At 68.2% G+C, this 17,415-nt stretch carries 18 protein-coding genes and 1 tRNA gene; 8 read left to right on the top strand and 11 right to left on the bottom strand.

What is annotated here, in order from left to right:
* Window positions 1-8: 8 nt before the first annotated feature.
* Window positions 9-2,078, bottom strand: coding sequence for a DNA topoisomerase IV subunit B (gene parE / locus MKK50_RS03485; RefSeq protein WP_499020400.1), 2,070 nt, complete (start codon window positions 2,076-2,078; stop codon window positions 9-11).
* 353 nt (window positions 2,079-2,431) lie between these two features.
* Here parE and MKK50_RS03480 point away from each other — a divergent pair, with 353 nt between their 5' ends.
* Window positions 2,432-2,623, top strand: a complete 192-nt coding sequence (locus MKK50_RS03480) for a hypothetical protein (protein ID WP_003597973.1) — start codon at window positions 2,432-2,434, stop codon at window positions 2,621-2,623.
* Window positions 2,624-2,647: 24 nt separating this feature from the next.
* On the opposite strand, the gene MKK50_RS03475 is transcribed toward MKK50_RS03480, so the two are convergent.
* From MKK50_RS03475 to MKK50_RS03460, 4 genes are all read right to left on the bottom strand, one after another.
* On the bottom strand, window positions 2,648-3,688 hold the full coding sequence (locus MKK50_RS03475) for a threonine aldolase family protein (protein WP_499020398.1): 1,041 nt from the start codon (window positions 3,686-3,688) through the stop codon (window positions 2,648-2,650).
* Between the two features lie 137 nt (window positions 3,689-3,825).
* Window positions 3,826-5,592 (bottom strand): ABC transporter ATP-binding protein, encoded by a 1,767-nt coding sequence (locus MKK50_RS03470; RefSeq protein WP_499020396.1) that lies wholly within the window; start codon window positions 5,590-5,592, stop codon window positions 3,826-3,828.
* Between the two features lie 205 nt (window positions 5,593-5,797).
* Entirely contained in the window at window positions 5,798-7,153 is a 1,356-nt protein-coding gene (locus MKK50_RS03465) for an MFS transporter (RefSeq protein WP_499020395.1), read from the bottom strand.
* Window positions 7,150-7,806 carry a PRC-barrel domain-containing protein gene (locus tag MKK50_RS03460; RefSeq protein WP_499020394.1) on the bottom strand — a complete coding sequence of 219 codons (657 nt, stop codon included), beginning with the start codon at window positions 7,804-7,806 and terminating at the stop codon, window positions 7,150-7,152. Before MKK50_RS03460 ends, MKK50_RS03465 begins: the two co-directional genes overlap by 4 nt.
* A 314-nt stretch (window positions 7,807-8,120) precedes the next feature.
* On the opposite strand from MKK50_RS03460, the gene MKK50_RS03455 reads away from it, so the two are divergent.
* A complete protein-coding gene (locus tag MKK50_RS03455) occupies window positions 8,121-8,495 on the top strand; it encodes a hypothetical protein (RefSeq protein WP_253371173.1) in 375 nt (124 codons plus the stop codon).
* A 79-nt stretch (window positions 8,496-8,574) separates the two neighbouring features.
* Here the strand turns inward: MKK50_RS03455 and MKK50_RS03450 are convergent, their stop codons facing one another.
* Entirely contained in the window at window positions 8,575-9,015 is a 441-nt protein-coding gene (locus tag MKK50_RS03450; RefSeq protein ID WP_499020393.1) for a PRC-barrel domain-containing protein, read from the bottom strand.
* A 323-nt stretch (window positions 9,016-9,338) separates the two neighbouring features.
* Here MKK50_RS03450 and MKK50_RS03445 point away from each other — a divergent pair, with 323 nt between their 5' ends.
* Window positions 9,339-9,671, top strand: coding sequence for an SWIB/MDM2 domain-containing protein (locus MKK50_RS03445; RefSeq protein WP_003597961.1), 333 nt, complete (start codon window positions 9,339-9,341; stop codon window positions 9,669-9,671).
* A gap of 88 nt (window positions 9,672-9,759) precedes the next feature.
* On the opposite strand, the gene MKK50_RS03440 is transcribed toward MKK50_RS03445, so the two are convergent.
* Both MKK50_RS03440 and MKK50_RS03435 read right to left on the bottom strand, forming a co-directional pair.
* A complete protein-coding gene (locus MKK50_RS03440) occupies window positions 9,760-10,551 on the bottom strand; it encodes an SDR family NAD(P)-dependent oxidoreductase (protein WP_499020392.1) in 792 nt (263 codons plus the stop codon).
* 82 nt (window positions 10,552-10,633) lie between these two features.
* Window positions 10,634-12,013, bottom strand: coding sequence for an MFS transporter (locus MKK50_RS03435; RefSeq protein WP_499020390.1), 1,380 nt, complete (start codon window positions 12,011-12,013; stop codon window positions 10,634-10,636).
* A 185-nt stretch (window positions 12,014-12,198) separates the two neighbouring features.
* On the opposite strand from MKK50_RS03435, the gene MKK50_RS03430 reads away from it, so the two are divergent.
* Window positions 12,199-13,218, top strand: coding sequence for an alpha/beta fold hydrolase (locus MKK50_RS03430; protein ID WP_499020388.1), 1,020 nt, complete (start codon window positions 12,199-12,201; stop codon window positions 13,216-13,218).
* Between the two features lie 81 nt (window positions 13,219-13,299).
* Window positions 13,300-14,169: an NAD(P)-dependent oxidoreductase gene (locus MKK50_RS03425; protein ID WP_499020386.1), complete on the top strand. Its 870-nt coding sequence runs from the start codon at window positions 13,300-13,302 to the stop codon at window positions 14,167-14,169.
* Between the two features lie 50 nt (window positions 14,170-14,219).
* On the opposite strand, the gene MKK50_RS03420 is transcribed toward MKK50_RS03425, so the two are convergent.
* Window positions 14,220-14,927, bottom strand: a complete 708-nt coding sequence (locus MKK50_RS03420; protein WP_499020384.1) for a glutathione S-transferase N-terminal domain-containing protein — start codon at window positions 14,925-14,927, stop codon at window positions 14,220-14,222.
* Window positions 14,928-15,096: 169 nt separating this feature from the next.
* On the opposite strand from MKK50_RS03420, the gene MKK50_RS03415 reads away from it, so the two are divergent.
* The 3 genes from MKK50_RS03415 to MKK50_RS03405 all read left to right on the top strand — a co-directional run bounded on the left by MKK50_RS03415 (window position 15,097) and on the right by MKK50_RS03405 (window position 15,780).
* Window positions 15,097-15,312 carry a hypothetical protein gene (locus tag MKK50_RS03415; RefSeq protein WP_253371166.1) on the top strand — a complete coding sequence of 72 codons (216 nt, stop codon included), beginning with the start codon at window positions 15,097-15,099 and terminating at the stop codon, window positions 15,310-15,312.
* A gap of 51 nt (window positions 15,313-15,363) precedes the next feature.
* Window positions 15,364-15,440: transfer RNA gene (locus MKK50_RS03410), tRNA-Pro, on the top strand.
* Between the two features lie 28 nt (window positions 15,441-15,468).
* Window positions 15,469-15,780, top strand: coding sequence for an ETC complex I subunit (locus MKK50_RS03405; RefSeq protein ID WP_253371163.1), 312 nt, complete (start codon window positions 15,469-15,471; stop codon window positions 15,778-15,780).
* 62 nt (window positions 15,781-15,842) lie between these two features.
* Here the strand turns inward: MKK50_RS03405 and MKK50_RS03400 are convergent, their stop codons facing one another.
* Both MKK50_RS03400 and MKK50_RS03395 read right to left on the bottom strand, forming a co-directional pair.
* Window positions 15,843-16,304, bottom strand: a complete 462-nt coding sequence (locus MKK50_RS03400; RefSeq protein WP_499020383.1) for a nucleoside deaminase — start codon at window positions 16,302-16,304, stop codon at window positions 15,843-15,845.
* Window positions 16,305-16,317: 13 nt separating this feature from the next.
* Window positions 16,318-17,382, bottom strand: coding sequence for a spore photoproduct lyase family protein (locus MKK50_RS03395; protein ID WP_499020381.1), 1,065 nt, complete (start codon window positions 17,380-17,382; stop codon window positions 16,318-16,320).
* Window positions 17,383-17,415: the final 33 nt, after the last annotated feature.

Here is a 17,415-nt window from a genome sequence, read left to right as displayed (position 1 = left end):
GGAGCGGATCAGATATCCAACTCCGACCCGTCCGCGAACGACGCCCGCTCGGTGATGAAGGCGAAGCGGGCCTCGGGCTTGTTGCCCATCAGGCGCTCCACCGTATCGCCGGTCGATTCCCGCGCCTCGTCGAGGATCGCAACGCGCAGGAGCGTGCGCTTCTTCGGGTCCATCGTCGTCTCCTTCAACTGCGCCGGCATCATCTCGCCGAGGCCCTTGAAGCGGCCGATCTCGACCTTGCCGTTCTTGAACACGGTCTTGATAATCCGCTCCTTGTCCGCGTCGTCGCGGGCATAGGCCGATTTCGCGCCCTGGCTGATCCGGTAGAGCGGCGGGATCGCGAGGTAGAGATGCCCCTTGTCGATCAGCTTGGGCATCTGCCGGTAGAAGAAGGTGATGAGGAGCGAGGCGATGTGGGCGCCGTCCACATCCGCGTCGGTCATGATGATGACCTTCTCGTAGCGCAGATCCCCCTCACGGAAATTCGCGCCGGTGCCGCAACCGAGTGCCAGCGTTAGGTCCGAAATGAGCTGGTTGGCCCCGAGCTTATCGCGGCTGGCGGACGCCACGTTCAGGATTTTTCCACGCAAGGGGAGAATGGCCTGAGTCGTGCGATCCCGCGCCTGCTTGGCGGAGCCGCCGGCCGAGTCGCCCTCGACGATAAAGATCTCCGAGCGTTCCGTGCCGGCGGCCGAGCAATCGGCGAGCTTGCCGGGCAGGCGCAGCTTGCGGGTCGCGCTCTTGCGGGCAACCTCCTTCTCCTGGCGGCGGCGCAGGCGCTCCTCCGCCCGGTCGATCACCCAGTCGAGCAGCTTGTTGGCCTGGGCGGGCGAGGCCGCGAGCCAGTGGTCGAAGGCATCGCGCACCGCCGTCTCGACGATGCGGGAAGCCTCGACCGTCGCGAGCTTGTCCTTGGTCTGGCCCTGGAATTCCGGCTCGCGGATGAAGACCGAGAGCATCGAGGCGCAGGTGGCCATCACGTCGTCGGTGGTCACCGCCGTCATGCGCTTGGCTTGGTTCACGCGCTCGGCGTGTTCGCGCAGGGCTCGCAGCAGCGCGACGCGCAAACCTGCCTCGTGGGTGCCGCCCTCCGGCGTCGGGATCGTGTTGCAGTAGGAATGCGAGACGCCGTCATCGGCCACCGTCCAGGCCACCGCCCATTCGAGCGAACCGTGCGAGCCGGGCTTCGTGATCTTCCCCGAGAAGATGGAATCGAGGACGAGCTCCTTCCCCTCGATGTCGCGGGCGAGATAGTCCGAGAGGCCGCCGGGAAAGCGGTGCACGGCCTCGGCCGGCACATCCTCCAGCCCTTCGAGCAGGGCAGGGGCGCAGCGCCAGCGGATCTCGACGCCGCCGAACAGGTAGGCCTTGGAACGGGCCATTTTGAACAGGCGCCGCGGATCGAACTTGAGCGAGCCGAAGATCTGCGCGTCGGGGTGGAACCGCACCCGCGTGCCGCGCCGGTTCTGCACCCGCCCGATCGTCTCCAGGCTTCCCTGCGCATGGCCGCGGGAGAACGTCTGGCGATAGAGGGTCTGGTTGCGGGCGACCTCGACCTCGAGCACGTCCGAGAGCGCGTTGACCACCGAGATGCCGACGCCGTGCAGGCCGCCCGAGGTCTCGTAGACCTTCGAGTCGAACTTACCGCCCGCGTGCAGCGTAGTCATGATGACCTCGAGCGCCGACTTGCCGGGGAATTTCGGGTGGGGATCGACGGGAATGCCGCGGCCGTTATCGGTGACGACGAGAGAGCCCGATTCCTCCAGTTCCACCTCGATGAAGCTGGCGTGGCCCGCGACCGCCTCGTCCATGGAGTTGTCGATCACCTCGGCGAAGAGATGATGCAGCGCCCGCTCGTCAGTGCCGCCGATATACATGCCGGGCCGGCGCCGCACCGGCTCCAACCCTTCCAGCACTTCGATCGCCGAAGCGTCGTAGCCGGCCTCCGCCGTTTCCGGCACCGGCACCGGAGATTGCGCCGGAGACGGCGCCACGGGGGTGAGGCGGCGGCGGCGCTCGGCCTCCGCGGCGGGAGGCTTGGCACCGGGTCCGAACAGGTCGCGTGCCGGATCGCTCACGCGACGGCTCCTCGAATCGGGTCGGAGACGGGCTGCATGGCTCTTCATACCCTCGTTGTATCGGAACAAACAGGAAACAAAAAGTCTTCTGTCCGCTTCCGCCGGTCGCAGTACCACGATGGCCGGCCGTGTTCGAAGCCCGACCGTCCTGCCAAGCCCGGCGCAGTGTCATCTCAGTGATGCGGGCGGATGGTTAAGAGTGCCTCTCGAAGCCGGCGCCGGGCGGCAATCCTGCGGCCGAAACGAGGCAGCGAAACGTTAAGGGGGCGCAGCCCAGGATGGCAGCGGGAACAGAAGACGGTTTCCGGACGTTAACTCGCCAAGGTCAGCTTGACCGTAAGGGAGCCACGCCGATGACCCCCGCCGCCGCCCAAGCGCGTCACCTCTCCCTCATGCGCCTGGAACAGGCCGCAGGCCAAGCCTTCGGCTACGCCGACGAGCCCGAGCCAACCGCGTCCCGTTCGGCGATGCTGCTCTCGTCATCGGGTTTTGCCATCGCCACCGTGGCGACGGCTCTGGCGGCCACCATCACCTACCTCGTCTGATCGGGCTGATATCCGTCACAACGATCACGCCGCCGCGGGCAGGGCGCAGAGGCGAATGTCTCGCGCCAGCGCATCGACCCGCGACGGCTCCGAGTCCCAGGCGAACATGAAGCGGGACGCCCCGCCGATGAAGCCGTAGAACTGCCAGCCGCGGGCGCGCAGCGCCTCTTGGACCGTGGCAGGCAGGTTCAGGAACACGCCGTTGGCCTCTACCGGTGCCGCGAGCGAGATGCCCGGCACGTCGGCAATCCCCCGCACGAGCCTTTGGGCGCACGCGTTGGCGTGTCGGGCGTTGTCGAGCCACACCCCGCTTTCCAGCATGCCGACCCAGGGGGCCGAGAGGTAGCGCATCTTCGAGGCGAGCTGGCCCGCCTGCTTGCAGCGATAGTCGAAATCCTCCGCGAGCCCGCGGTCGAAGAAGATCACAGCCTCGCCCACCGCCATGCCGTTCTTGGTGCCTCCGAAGCAGAGGACGTCGACGCCGGCCTTCCAGGTCAACTCGGCCGGGGAGGCGTCGAGCGAGGCGCAGGCATTGGCAAAGCGCGCGCCGTCCATGTGCAGGCGCAGGCCCGATGCGCGGCAGACGGCCGAGATCGCCGCGATCTCGTCAAGGGAGTAGACCCGCCCCGTCTCCGTCGCCTGGGTCAGCGTGACGGCTCGCGGTTTCGGGAAATGGATGTCGCTGCGCTTGCCCGAGATCGTCCGCACGACCTCGGGGGTGAGCTTCCCGTCATCGGTCGCGGCGGTGAGCAGCTTCGAGCCGTTGGAGAAGAATTCCGGCGCGCCGCATTCGTCGGTCTCGATATGCGCCGAGTCGGCGCAGATCACGCTGTGGTAGGATTGGCAGAGCGAGGCCAGCGCCAGCGAGTTCGCCGCGGTGCCGTTGAAAACGAAGAAGACCTCGCAATCGGTCTCGAACAGCCGCCGGAAACCGTCGGCGGCGGCCTGCGTCCAGGTATCGGCGCCGTAGGCGGGAGCGTGCCCGGCATTGGCCGCCTGCATCGCGGCGAGAGCCTCCGGGCAGATCCCGGCGTAGTTGTCGCTGGCGAATTGCTGCTCGGCCACGGCACGCTCCGGCTTCATATCGGCAAAAAACAAGGCCGGGCGGTGAGGGATCCGCCCGGCCTCATGACAGCTATGTCGATCCACCGGCCGGTTTTTGCACCCCTCCCGCCCGATGAGCAGAGATGCAGCCGCTGATGTCAGGCCGCGGCGAGCGACATCGACATCGATTCCTTCTTCATCAGCTCGCGGTAGAAACCGTCGAGATGAGTCAGCTTCTCCGGCGAGCCGTCCTGCACGATGCGCCCGCCCTCCAGCACGACGATCCGGTCGAAGTCCTTCAGTGTCGAGAGCCGGTGGGCGATGGCGATCACCGTGCGGCCCTTCATCAGGTTGGCGAGCGCAGCGCGGATCGCCTCCTCGGATTCCGCGTCGAGAGCCGATGTCGCTTCGTCGAGGAGCAGGATCGGCGAGTCCTTCAGGATGGCGCGGGCGATGGCGATGCGCTGGCGCTGGCCGCCGGAGAGCTTCACGCCACGGTCGCCGACGATGGTGTCGAAGCCTTCCGGCAGGGACTGGATGAAGTCGGTGCAGTGGGCCGCTTCCGCCGCCTTCCAAACCTCCTGGTCGGTCGCGTCGGGCCGGCCGTAGCGGATGTTCTCGCGCAAGGAGCGGTGGAACATGGACACGTCCTGCGGCACCACCGTGATCGCCTCGCGCAAGCTCTCCTGCGTGACGCGGTTGATGTCCTGACCGTTGATGAGGATGCGCCCGCCCTGCACCTCGTAGAAGCGCTGGATCAGCGAGAACAGGGTCGACTTGCCGCCGCCCGACTTGCCGACCAGCCCCACCGTTTGCCCCGCCGGAATCAGCAGGTCGAAATCGGAGAAGACGGTGCGCCCGTCGGGATAGCTGAAGGCGACGTGGTCGAAATGCATCTCGGCGCCGGTCTGGCCGATGAGCTTCTCCGCCTCCGGATGATCGACCAGTTCGTGCGGCTGGAGCAGGGTGTGCAGCGCCTCCGACAGGCGGGCCGTGTGCTGGGTCGCGTCCACCAGCGCGACCGCGAGATCGCGGGTGGCGGCGAGGATGCGGATGCCCAGCGTGCAGACGAGCACGACCTGACCGGTGGTGGCCTGACCGGCCTCCCACATCTTGATCGACCAGTAGAGTAGGCCGAGGATCGAGATCACGGTCAGGATGGCGTGGGTGATGCGCAGCTTCTCGAGATAGAGGAGCGAGGAGCGGCGCGCCCGCATCTCGGAGCCGATGGTGCCGTCGAAGCGCACGAACTCGCGGTTGAACGCGGAGAAGGCGCGTACCAGCGGCATGTTGCCGACGAGATCGACCATCTCGCCATCGACGCTCGCGGCCTTGGCGGCGAAGTCGTGGTGCAGCGGCTTGCCGGCGGAGGCCATCTTGAACATCAGCAGCACGACCGCGGCGAAGATGCCGGCGAGCACGAGCGCCATCGTGAGGTTCACGGTGCCGATGTAGATGATCGAGAGCACGGCCGCGACGCAGGGCGGCATCACGTTGAACGTGAACATGTTCTCGACGGTGAAGATCGCGTTCGACGTCGCGGTGATGCGCGAGGCCAGCGTACCGGGCTGGCGGTCGGCGAAGAAGGACGGGGCATGGCCCGTCATATGGCGGAAGAGATCCCGGCGGATGTCGCCGGTCACGCCGACGAAGGTGAAAGCTCCGACCAGCGCCGCGACGCGCCAGAGCAGGTTGTCGGCGGCGATGAAGCCGATCAGCACCGCCAGAGCCGTCCAGACCTGCCCCGCGCTCGGCCCCTTGCCGAGAGCATCGACCACGCCCTTCAGCGCGTAATCGGTTGAGACCGAGAAGGACACCGCACCGAGCACCGAGAAGAGAATCACGAGATGCGGGACGATCCGGCGCCTGAGATAGCGCCCGACGAAGGCCCCCGGTCTGTTGGCGTATTGGCAGAGATCTTCCATCGCGATCGTCAGTCCCGATTCGATCAGACCCGCTGGGCGCCGATTGTGGCTGGAGGGCGCACAGGGCACCCGTTAACCGCAACGCGAAGCGTCGCCTTATGTTTCAAGCAAGCGCGGCTTTCCGCCGGGTACCTCGGCGAAGCTGAACCGCGCTTAAGCGGATGTGCGGCGAAAAAGTGATTCCAACCCCGTCGGCCGGCGCAGGTCAAGACGGGTCGTGCCCCTCGTCCCCGTTCCTGCGCCGGGTCTCCGGCATGATCAGGAGGACGAGGGCGAGGCCGGCGGCACCGACGATGGCGAGGCCCAGGAACGCGGTGCGGCTGCCGAGTTCGTCGGCCATGAAGCCGGCGAGCGCCGTGGAGAGGGCAGCGCCGATGCCCATGCCGGTCCCGACCGCCCCGAGTGCGGTGTTGAACCGGCCGGTGCCGCGGGTGACGTCGGAGACGATCAGCGGGACCATGACGCCGAGGACGGAGGCCGAGATGCCGTCGAAGACCTGGATCGCCACCATCCAGTACGGGTCGCTGACGAAGGCGAAGAGCAGGCCGCGGACGGGCAGGGCCGCAAAACCGATCACGAGAAGCGGCTTTCGCCCCCAGCTTTGGGCGAGGCGCCCGACGAAGGGGGCGGTGAGCGCGAGCACCGCCTGCGGAACCATGATGCAGGCGGCCACCAGGGCCGTGGCGGTCTCGCTGGCACGCAGGGTCATGACGCTGCCGACCAGTGGCAGCATCGCGGCGTTGGCCAGGAAGAACAGCACCATGCAGGCGGCAAAGCACAGGAGCGCCCGGTTCTTGAGAAGCGCCGAGACGCCGCCGGCCTCCCGCGGTTCCGGCTCCTGGGCGGCGGGCCGGGGCCTGCCCGCTTCCACGGCGCGTCCCGACGGGATGAATGACAGCGACACCAGGGCCGGGATCACCAGCACGCCCGCGAGATAGAACACCGCGTTGTTCGAGAGGTAATAGCCGATCGCGCCCATGCCGGCGGCGCCCAGCGCGTTGCCGACCGCCGAGAAGCTTGCGTTGCGCCCCAGCCGCTCGCCGGCCCGTGCATGGCCGACGAGGCCGATGGAGATCGCGGCAATGGCCGGCGTCAGCACGCAGCTCGCCGCCGAGTGGATCGCCATGGCGAGCATCACGACGAGATAGGTCGGGAACGCGGCCAGCATCACGGCGCTCGCGCCGACCCAGAACGCCGAGAAGCCGGCTGCGAAGCGCTTCGAGCGGGAGGCATCGACGAAGGCGCCGCCCGGCATCTGCCCGAGCAGGCTGACGAGGCTGCCCACGGTGAGCGCGAGGCCGATATCCGACTGCGTCCACTTCTGCTGGGTGAAGTAGACGGCAAGGAAGGGCCCGAACCCGGTCTGCAGGTTGGCGATGAAGAACGTGAATGCGTCGAGGCCGTAGGTCGCCCGGCGCGACGGATCGGCGGGACCGGGCGTGCTCGGTCGGCTCGCGCGCCGCGCCGGACGGGAGCCGCCGCGCTCGCGAAGATCGGTGCGATGGATGTCGCGCTCGCGCGCCGGATAGGCGCGCCGTTCCGTCACCGGGCTTGCCGTCATTTGTCCGGCGTCTTCTCCTGTGGCCGGTCCGGGGCCTTTTCGGACGGAGCGACAGGCTTCTCGGCGGCGGAGGCGTCACCTTCCGGCGGGACGGCGCCGGTGCTCGCGGCGCCCGGGCTGGCGGCCCCGAGCACGACGATCGGGTCGCCGGACTTGTATTCGGGCGAGACGCGCACCTGATTGCGGTTGAGCTGGAGCGTGAGGCGCCCGACCTTGCCCTCGGTGGTGAACTTCAGGACGCGCCAATCCACCGCGATCTTGCGAGAGCCGACTCCGAGAAAGCCGCCGAAATCGATCACCGCGGCGCGGGGACGTCCGTCGCGGTCGATGATGACGTCGATGATCCGGCCGAGATCGTCGCCGTTCATGGCGCGGACGCTCTTACCAAGCAGGCTCTCGTAATCCTGGGTGTCGAGCACCACTGCCGGGGTGCCGCCCCCCTGCGACGGTGTCACGGCACCGTTCGGCGTGGCCACGACGGGGGCGGCGGGCGCCGGTGTCGGTGCCGTCGTCGGCGCGACGGCCGGGGGCGTGGAGCCTGCTGGGGGAGGCGAGATCTCGCCGGGAGCGCCCGAGGAGCCGTCCGCGGCCATGGCCGCCGTGGCGAGGAGGGCGATCGCCGGTGTCACGATCGGCCGGATCAGTCTGAGCACCCGTACTACCTCTCGACAGTCTGAAAGATCCGCATGCCGGCCTCAACGAGCCGACGCCCCCCGGATGTAATGGGGCGGGCGGACGCATCGTCCATGCCCGGCAACCACGGCGAAGTTGTGGATGCGGCAGAAAAGCCGTCTAGATCGCCCCGCCGCAACTGGGCGGACACGCGCACCGGCCGTCTGGTTTTCGCCAAAACCCTGGCTTAGAGGGGTGCGGGAAATCTTAACGCTACCGCCCCTTGGCCGGGTCACCGGCTAGGCTCCCACACGAGCCGAGGGCCGGGGGCGGCCGTTACGAGGATTAAGACTTCATGTTCGACCCGTCGAGACTCTGCGCTGCGGCCCTTCTTGCAGCGGCCCTGGGCGGCTGCCAGGCGCTCGGCGGCGGCGGCGGCGTTATGCCGGAAACCGATCTCGGTCCGCCGCCTTCCGCCCGCGGCACGCTGCCCGGCCGCCCCCTGCGCAGCGCCCAGACTGACGACGACGGTCGTCCGCTCGCTGCCGCCCCGACCCGCACTCTCGAGCTGCCGAAGAACATCCGCGGCGAAACCCGCACCGCCGATGACGGCCCGCGCCGCATCCGCCGGGAGGAGATCGACGGCGAGACCACGTCGCGGACGAGTTCCGGCGGCCTCTCGCCCCAGATGGGATCGGCCGGCAGCGTCGGCCTCGGCGGCAAATTCTAAAAAGCTCTCACGAAACGCACCATCGCCGCCCGGCCTCTCTACGGGCGTGGCGGAAAGAGCAGCGTTTCGCGAGGTCCACTCAGGCGGTCGGCGCCTTGCGGCCGCCCCAGTGATCGTTGAGGCGCCCTCCGAAACGGGGATCGTCGAACGGATTTTCGCCGGGCCCCTGGGTCGGCGCGCCTTCGAGATCGGCGGGGTCGATATCGACCACGTATCCGCCGAGTTCGACCGAATAGGTCAGGGCGTTCCACGGCAGGGGATGGTGAGTCTCGCCGAAGCCGAGAAAGCCGCCGAAGGACAGGACGGCATAGGCGACCTGTCCCGACACCTTGTCGACCATGAAATTGTGAACGCTGCCGAGGTGGCGCCCGGTGCTGTCATAGACCGGTGTGCCCTCGACCTTGTCCGAGGCGATCAAGCGGGGGGTCTCGTCGGTCGCGACCCCTTCGCCCGACGTCGGGTCCAGTTCCAGCGTTCCCGGCTTTCGAAGGGCCCGCTCTTCGGGCAGATCCGTCGGCATCCACGTCTCCAGCATGTTCCCGAAGGGCCCTCGGCAGGCCCGCGATCCGGGTGTGTAGCGTGAATGCGAGGTGGCCAGCACGGTTCCCGCTCAGGCGGGAGTCGGGCGGCGGGATCACCAGAGCCCCGCCGCGGTCGGCGCGAAAAAATCCCTCGGACAGTGGATTGGCCTGCGGAAAGGTCCGCTGATCTGTGGATGGACACCGCGGCGACGCTGATCTCCACTTGGAACGGGCGCGGCACCGCTTAGTTGTTGCTCCTCAGTGCCCCGATGCCTCTCGGCCTCGTGTCACGAATCGCCGGTCCGCAGGACGGAGGGAAACCATGGCTACCAAGACGACGGAGAAAAAGGCGGCTGCGCCCAAGAGTGCGCCGAAGAAGGAGACCGCCACGAAGGCCGCCTCCGGCACCAAGCCCAACGCGCTTCAGCAGCCCCTGAAGCCGTCTCCCGAACTCGCCGCCATCGTCGGCGACAATCCCCTGCCGCGCGGCGAAGTCGTCAGCAAGGTGTGGGAGCACATCAAAAAGCACAATCTCCAGAACCCGGAGAACAAGCGCGAGATTCTCGCCGACGACAAGCTCAAGAAGATCTTCGGCAAGGACAAGTGCTCGATGTTCGAGATGAACAAGCACCTCGCCGCGCACCTGAAGTCCTGATTTGAAGGAACCGTTCGCGGGCCGTCCCTCGGAGTACGGCGCCGGTTAGTCCGGCCCGTACGTCCGGTGGGCTCGGGAGCGGTGAGCCTCAGGCGATGCCGCGCAGCACGCCGCCGTCGACCCGCAGGGCCGCCCCCGTGGTTGCGCTCGCGGCGGGCGTGCACAGATAGGCGACCATGTTCGCCACCTCCTCTGGCTGCGCGAGGCGCTTCAGGAGCGAGGTCGGGCGGTTCTCAGCGATGAAGGCGCGGCCTTTGGCCTCCAGATCGCCGTCGCCCCCTCCCATCGATTCGAGAAAATCCGCGACGCCCTCGGTCATGGTCGGGCCGGGAAGCACGCTGTTGACGGTGACGCCGCTGCCGCCCACCGTCTCGGCAAGACCGCGGGAGACAGCGAGCTGCGCCGTCTTCGTCACGCCGTAATGGACCATCTCGGGCGGGATGTTGACGCCCGACTCGCTGGCGATAAAGACGATCCGTCCCCAGCCGCGCTCGACCATGCCGGGCCCGTAGGCCCGCGCGAGGCGGATGCCGCTCATCACGTTCACCTCGAAGAAGCGGCGCCACTCGGCATCGGCGATTTCGAAGAACGGCTTCGGCTCGAAGATGCCGGCGTTGTTGACCAGGATGTCGACCCGCGGCAGGGCGGCGAGGAGTTCGCCCGTCCCCTCCTCGGTGCCCACATCGCCGATGCCGGCGATGAATTCGCCTTCGGGCACCTCGCCGCGCAGACGCGTGATGGCCGCCTCCACCCGCTCGCCGGTGCGGCCGTTGACGGCGACATAGGCGCCGAGCCGGGCCAGTTCGCGGGCCACCGCGTAGCCGATGCCGCCGGTGGAGCCGGTGACGAGGGCGCTGCGCCCCTTCAGCTCGATGTCCATCCTCCGCCTCCGTTGGCCGTGATCGTCCCTGTCGTGACGTCAACGCACGAGCCGGAGCTTGGTGCTGAACGGAGATGCGGGATCAGGGCCCCGTCCGCCGCAGGCCGCTCGCCAGGGCGCCTGCCAGCGCCAGGGTGACGGCGCACCACAGGGTGATGGCGAAGGCGCCCGCCGGACCGCCGGGGACGAGGCCGAACAGCACCGCGACCAGTGCCGCGCCGAGGGACTGGCCGACGAGCCGGGCGCTCGCCTGCATGCCGCTGGCGCCACCGCTGCGCTCCCGCGGTGCGCTGGTGATGATGACCTTGTTGTTGGGCGACTGGAACAGCCCGAAACCGATCCCCGACAGCGTCAGCCGCCAGACGATGTCGAAGGTCGTCGGCGCCTCCGGCAGAAGCGCCAGCGCCGCCATCCCGGCGGCGAGCAGGACAAGGCCGAGGCTTCCGAGCAGTCCCGGCGGGAAGCGGTCGGCGAGCCGGCCGGCAAAGGGCGACATCGCCGCGATGGCGAGCGGCCACGGCGTCATCAGGAAGCCGGTTCGGGTCTCCGAGAAGCCGAGGGCGTCGTGGAAGTAGAAGGGCAGGGCGACGTAGGCGACCATCTGCGCCGCGAAGGAGCAGACCGAGGCCACCATCGACAGGGCGAAGGCCGGAATCCGTAGGAGGTCGAGCGGCAGCAGCGGCTCCGCGAGCCGGATCTGGCTGCGCACGAAGACGATGCCGACCACGACCGCGGCGGCGATTGCGGCCACGGCGAGCCCGCGGGTCTCGGGATCGGCCAGAGCATCGAGACCGACGATCAGCAGCCCGACGGTGAGGGCGTTGAGATTCGCGCTCCATAGGTCGAAGCGCCGGGCGGAGCGGGGGGTTCGCGGCAGCGTGCGCGCTCCGACCGCCAGCGCGACGAGCCCGACCGGCAGGTTGACGAGAAACAGCCAGGGCCAGGCCGCGACCGAGAGGATCGCGGCGGCGACCGTCGGCCCGGCGGCGGAGGCCACCGCCACGATGAGCGCGACGTTGCCGACGCCGCGCCCGATCAGCCGGGTCGGATAGATGAACCGCACCAGAGCGATGTTGACGCTCATGATCCCGGCCGCGCCCAGCCCTTGGGCGACCCGCGCAGCGGTGAGGCTTGCAAGGTTCGGCGAGACCGCGCAGGCGAGCGAGGCGACGGTGAAGACGGCAAGACCGCCAAAATAAACCCGGCGGTAGCCCCAGATCTCGCCGAGCGTGGCGAGCGGCAGCAGGGCAGCGGTGACCGCGATCTGGTAGGCGCTGACGACGAAGATCGCCTCGGAGGCCGGCACGTCGAGGTCCCGCGCGATCACCGGCAGGGCGACGTTGACGATCGCCCCGTCGAGCACCGCCATGGAGATGGCGAGCGCCATGGCGCAGAGCGCCAGGAGCCGCTCCCTCGGCGGAAGGCCGTCGCCGGCCCTATCTCCGGCCTTCGGCGCCGTCACCGTCGATCATCCGGTGCTTGCAGGCGGGCGATCCGCCCTATCTGTCTCTCACCGGAGGCTGCGCCGTTCGCGCGCCCCCGGAAACCGCGCCAGAGCCGATGCGCGCGTTTTGTGTCTGCATCGTCCGGTTTCGAAAGCCGGCCACCACCTTTCGGGACGATGCTCGAGCCGGAGACGAAGTGTCCATGCGTGCCCACCCGATCCTCGCACCTTGCCTCGCGTTATGTCTCGCGCTGGCGCCGTTTCTGGCGCCCGCAGCCCATGCCGAGGAGCCGTCGCCGCTCGGCATCGGCCTCGAAGGCTTCGCCTATCCGTTTCCGGTGCGCTTCCTGCCGCTGAGCCGCGACGGCGACGCGCAGCGCCTCGCCTACATGGATGTGCCGGCCGCCGACAACGCCAACGGACGCACGGTGCTGCTGCTCCACGGGCGCAACTTCCCGTCGAGCTACTGGGAACCGGTGATCCGCAACCTGTCGAATGCCGGTTATCGCGTCGTGGTCCCCGATCAGCTCGGCTTCGGCAAGTCCTCCAAACCGGTCGGCGCCTTCACTTTCGACCGGATGGCCGCCGACACCCTAGCGCTCGCCGACAGCCTCAAGATCCAGCGGTTCGACATCGTGGCGCATTCCATGGGCGGCATGCTCGCGGTGCGGATGGCCCGCAACTATCCGCAGCGGGTCAACAGTCTCGTGCTGGAAGCGCCGATCGGCCTGGAGGATTATCGCTTCACCGTCCCGCCGGTCTCCGACGAGACCCTGATGGCCCGCGAGGCCGACCTGACGGCGGAGACTTACCGCAAGCAGCTGATGACGAGCTACGCGCTGTCGCTTCCCGCCTCGGCCATCGAGCCGTTCGTGTCGATCCGCGAACGGGTGAAGGGTTCGGGCGAGTATCCCCGCTGGCTCAAGTCCTTCGTGAACTCCTACCAGATGATCTGGGGCCAGCCGGTCGTCCACGAGATCCCGCTCGTGAAGGCGCCGACCCTGTTCATCATGGGCGCGAACGACCACAACGCCCCCGGCAAGGGCTTCGCGCCGACGGAGGTGCGCTCCGGCATGGGCGACAACACGGGCCACGCCCGCGCGCTCGCCGGCCGGATGCCGAACGGAAAAGCCGAAGTCCTCAACAATGTCGGCCACCTCGTCCACATGGAGGCGACCGACATGTTCAACACGCTGACGCTGGAATTCCTCAACACGCATTGATCGCTCGACCGTTCGCGACCCATCGCCCGCCGGGGCGTTCCCCCCGGACGGCGACGTGACGGCAAATCCGGAGTTTCAAATATGGATGTCGGTTTCATCGGGCTCGGCCGCATGGGCCGGGTCATGGCGGCGCGGCTCGTCGCGGCGGGCCACCGGGTGCGCGTGTGGAACCGTTCGCCGGAGGCGGCGAGGGCGATCGAGGGCGCCGAGCCCGTGGGAAACGCCGCGGAGGCCTTCGCGGGCGACGCCGCGATCACCATGCTCGCCGACGACGCGGCCCTGCGCGCCGTCACCATCGAGGGCGGGCTGCTCGATTCCGGGCAGCGGCCCGGCATCCATGTCGGAATGTCCACGATCTCGGTGGCGCTCGCCAGGGAACTGGCGGCGGTCCACGGACGCGCGGGCGTGGCTTACGTTTCCGCTCCGGTCTTCGGCCGGCCGGACGCGGCGGAGAAGGGGGCGCTGAACATCATCGCCGCAGGGGATGATGCGGCGATCGGGCGGGTGCAGCCGCTGTTCGACGCCATGGGCAGCAAGACCTGGCGCTTCGGCACGGAGCCGGAGAAGGCCAATGCCGTCAAACTCGCCGGCAACTTCATGCTGGTCTCGGCCATCGAGGCGATGGGTGAGGCGGCCGCGTTCGCGGAGGGGCACGGCATCGCCGGGGCCGACGTGCTGGAGATGCTCACGAGTACGCTGTTCGCCTCGCCGGTCTACAAGAATTACGGCGCGATGATCATGGAGGGGCGCTACGAGCCGCCGGGCTTCACCATGCGGCTCGGCCTCAAGGATGTCCGCCTCGCTTTGGCTGCGGGCGAGGCGGTCAACGTGCCGATGCCGTTCGCCAGCGTGCTGCGCGACAACCTCCTCGACGCCATCGCCCACGGCGACGGCGACAAGGATTTTGCCGGACTCGCCACGGTGGCCGCCCGGCGCAGCGGGCGGTCGTGACTCTCACGAGAGACCCGCCGCGGTGGGTCTCTCGTGAGGCACTGTCGGCTTCAGCGCTTGGTGTTCGTCGCGGTCTGGCCGAACATCACGCGCTTGGCGTCCTCGCTCATCGGCTGGCCGTGGTTCGGGTTGACCTCGGCCGCGCGGGCATAGGCGGCCTTGGTGGCGGGTCGCTCCCTGACCGCCTCGAACCAGCGCTTCAGGTGGAGGTGGTCGTCGAGGCTCTGTCCCTGCTTCTCCCACGGCACGATCCAGGGATAGGCCGCCATGTCGGCGATGGTGTAATCGGCGCCCGCAACGAATTCGCGGTCGGCGAGCCGCCGGTCGAGAACGCCGTAGAGCCGGTTCGTCTCCTTGACGTAGCGGTCGATGGCGTAGGGGATCTTCTCCGGCGCGTATTGCGAGAAGTGGTGGTTCTGGCCGAGCATCGGCCCGAGGCCGCCCATCTGCCAGAACAGCCATTGCAGGGTCTCCGCCCGGCCGCGCAGGTCGGCGGGGAGGAAGCGCCCGGTCTTTTCCGCGAGATAGAGCAGGATCGCGCCCGACTCGAACAACGAGACCGGCGCACCGCCCTCGGCCGGCTCGTGATCGACGATGGCCGGCATGCGGTTGTTCGGGGCGATCTTCAGGAAGGCCGGCTCGAACTGCGCGCCGTTGCCGATGTCCACCGGGTGGATCGTGTAGGGGAGGCCGGCCTCCTCCAGGAACATCGTCACCTTGTGGCCGTTCGGGGTCGGCCAGTAATGCAAGTCGATCATCGCGACACCTTGTCTCCGGGCCCACGAGAGCAGGGGCTCCGGACTGCGGCGAAGTGGGCATGTCGGGGGATCCGATCAAGCCGCGGCCGATCCCTCGCGTTGCGCCGATCGGCTGAGGACGTCCTTTACCTTTTCGTGCTGAGCTGCCGGCACGCGGGGAGGGCGGTTCATGGTCTCGGCAATCTCGACGAGTTCGGCGGGCCTGAGCGCGGCCATGCAGCGCTTCGATGGGGCAGCATCGCGCATCGCCTCACCGCAATCCGCCGCCGAGCCGGTCACGGCCGTCACGGAGCTGGCTTCGGCCTCGCTTGGTGTTTCCATCAACACCGCCGTGCTGAAATCCTCGATCGAGAGCGAGAAACGCGTCCTCGACATTCTGGTGTGACGAGCGGCGCCTTGCCGGCCGGGGGCCGAGGGGGTATCTCCCTCACAGCGTCGGGGTGTAGCGCAGTCTGGTAGCGCATCTGCTTTGGGAGCAGAGGGTCGTAGGTTCGAATCCTATCGCCCCGACCATACCTTCCCCGGAGACGTCAGCCGTCCGATGCCGAGCGCCCGCATCTACCGTCCCGCCAAGGATCCCACGCAGTCCGGGCTCGCCCGCACCAAGCAGTGGGTGCTGGAGTTCGACCAGACCGAACCGCGCGAGACCGACCCGCTGATGGGCTGGACCGGCTCCGCCGACATGCTGCAGCAGGTGCGGCTCGAATTCGACACCTCGGACGAGGCGGTGGCCTACGCCAAGGCTTCGGGCATCGCCTATCGCGTCGAGGAGACGCCGCCGCCGATCGCGCGCAAGGGCCTCTCCTACTCCGACAACTTCAAGTTCAACCGCACGGCACCCTGGACGCACTAAGCGCCGCTCACGATACGCCCCCGCCGCAGCAGGCGTATCGCGAGGTACTCTGAACCCCATGTTCAGCGTCCCTTCCGCTCCGCCCAGGCGCGGTAGGGGTTCGGTTCGTCGGCAAGCGGGTGGTGGCGCACCTGCATCGGCTGCTCTTCCAGCGGCCGGCACAACTCGGCATAGATCCCGGCACTGAGCATGCCCTCAGCTTCCGCCTCCTCGGCGGTGAAGGCAAAGTAACCCTGCTTGACCCCGGCCAGCCGCATCGCCGCATGGCACATCGGGCAAGGCCGCCCGCTGGCGTAGACGATGCAATCGTCGAGCTTGGGCCGGCCGAGCCGCTGGCTCGCCTCCCGCAGGGCCACCATCTCGGCATGATCGGTCGGATCGTTGGTGCGGTGGATGCGGTTGGCCACGCGTGCCACGACCTCGCCCTCCCGCACGATAACCGCGCCATAGGGGCGGCCGCCCTCGGCGACATTGGCGAGCGCGAGTTCGGTCGCCTCGCGCAGATAGCTCTCGTGATCCGGCATTCGTTTCCTTCCTTCAGAACGCGTATCGCACCCGGCAATAGGGCATCCGCTCGGCGAGCAGCGCCTTGAACCGGGCGAGCCACTTTCCCTTCCAGCCGGTGCGGTAGCGCAGGTTTTCGCCGCCGCCCTCCGAGCGCTTGGTCTCCTGGATGTCCGGCCGCCAGAGCAGATCCTCGGCCTTGGGGTGCCAGCCGAGATTGACCGCGTGCAGCCCGGCATTGTGCGTCAGCATGATGATCTCGCAGGCGAGCTGGCCCTTGGCCGCGTCCGAGATCGTCCCGTCGATCTCGTCGAACAGGGCCGCCCAATCCGCCTCCCAGCCCTCGTAGAGGATCACGGGCGAGAAATTGACGTGGACCTCGTAGCCGGCCCGCAGAAAGTCGTCGATCGCGGCGATCCGCTCGGGGATCGGGGCGGTGCGCACATCGACGACCCGCGCGATCCGCGCCGGCATCAGCGAGAAGCGGATGCGGGTGCGGCCTCGCGGATCGTAGGCGAGGAGATCGCGGTTCACGGCCTTCGTCGCGAACGAGCCCTTGGCGTTGGGAATTGCGCGGAATTGCGCAACGAGATCGCGGACGTTGTCGCAGATCATCGCGTCGGCCGAGAGGTCGCCGTTCTCGCCGAGATCGTAAACCCAGGCCTCGGGGTCGATCTGATCGGGCTCCGGCAGCGGGCCTTGCTTGGCTGCATGTCGGGTGATCGCCGCGCAGACCGCATCGACGTTCACGAACAGCGAGATCGGGTTGGAAAACCCCTTGCGGCGCGGCACGTAGCAATAGGCGCAGGCCATCGCGCAGCCGTTCGAGGTCGAGGGCGCGATGAAGTGGGCGGAACGGCCGTTGGGCCGCATCGCGAGCCCCTTCTTGACGCCGAGCACCAGCGTCGATCGCTTGATCCGCACCCAGTCCTCGACCGAGCCGGCATTGCCGTGCAGCTCCGGGATGTTCCAGTGTGACGGGACCTCGATCCGCTCGGCGTTCGGATAGCGGGCCAGGATCTCGCGTCCGCGCGGATAGTCGGCGACCGCCGGCTCGTGGAAGATGCGGTCGATGTCGATGAGGTCGCGCGGGGCCATGGCCTGAATCTAGGGCGAGAGCGGCCTTCCGGC

Source organism: Methylobacterium sp. J-043 (genome assembly GCF_022829505.1).
Lineage (GTDB): Bacteria > Pseudomonadota > Alphaproteobacteria > Rhizobiales > Beijerinckiaceae > Methylobacterium > Methylobacterium extorquens_A.
The sequence above is the reverse complement of the archived record's forward strand: the minus strand, read 5'-3'. Positions and strand labels throughout refer to the sequence as shown.

Coding starts and splice junctions, on each gene's coding strand:
- MKK50_RS03480 (WP_003597973.1), top strand. CDS start 2,432: ATGACCCCCGCCGCCGCCCAAGCGCGTCACCTCTCCCTCATGCGCCTG.
- MKK50_RS03470 (WP_499020396.1), bottom strand. CDS start 5,592: ATGGAAGATCTCTGCCAATACGCCAACAGACCGGGGGCCTTCGTCGGG.
- MKK50_RS03465 (WP_499020395.1), bottom strand. CDS start 7,153: ATGACGGCAAGCCCGGTGACGGAACGGCGCGCCTATCCGGCGCGCGAG.
- MKK50_RS03455 (WP_253371173.1), top strand. CDS start 8,121: ATGTTCGACCCGTCGAGACTCTGCGCTGCGGCCCTTCTTGCAGCGGCC.
- MKK50_RS03450 (WP_499020393.1), bottom strand. CDS start 9,015: ATGCCGACGGATCTGCCCGAAGAGCGGGCCCTTCGAAAGCCGGGAACG.
- MKK50_RS03445 (WP_003597961.1), top strand. CDS start 9,339: ATGGCTACCAAGACGACGGAGAAAAAGGCGGCTGCGCCCAAGAGTGCG.
- MKK50_RS03440 (WP_499020392.1), bottom strand. CDS start 10,551: ATGGACATCGAGCTGAAGGGGCGCAGCGCCCTCGTCACCGGCTCCACC.
- MKK50_RS03430 (WP_499020388.1), top strand. CDS start 12,199: ATGCGTGCCCACCCGATCCTCGCACCTTGCCTCGCGTTATGTCTCGCG.
- MKK50_RS03425 (WP_499020386.1), top strand. CDS start 13,300: ATGGATGTCGGTTTCATCGGGCTCGGCCGCATGGGCCGGGTCATGGCG.
- MKK50_RS03420 (WP_499020384.1), bottom strand. CDS start 14,927: ATGATCGACTTGCATTACTGGCCGACCCCGAACGGCCACAAGGTGACG.
- MKK50_RS03415 (WP_253371166.1), top strand. CDS start 15,097: ATGGTCTCGGCAATCTCGACGAGTTCGGCGGGCCTGAGCGCGGCCATG.
- MKK50_RS03405 (WP_253371163.1), top strand. CDS start 15,469: ATGCCGAGCGCCCGCATCTACCGTCCCGCCAAGGATCCCACGCAGTCC.
- MKK50_RS03400 (WP_499020383.1), bottom strand. CDS start 16,304: ATGCCGGATCACGAGAGCTATCTGCGCGAGGCGACCGAACTCGCGCTC.
- MKK50_RS03395 (WP_499020381.1), bottom strand. CDS start 17,382: ATGGCCCCGCGCGACCTCATCGACATCGACCGCATCTTCCACGAGCCG.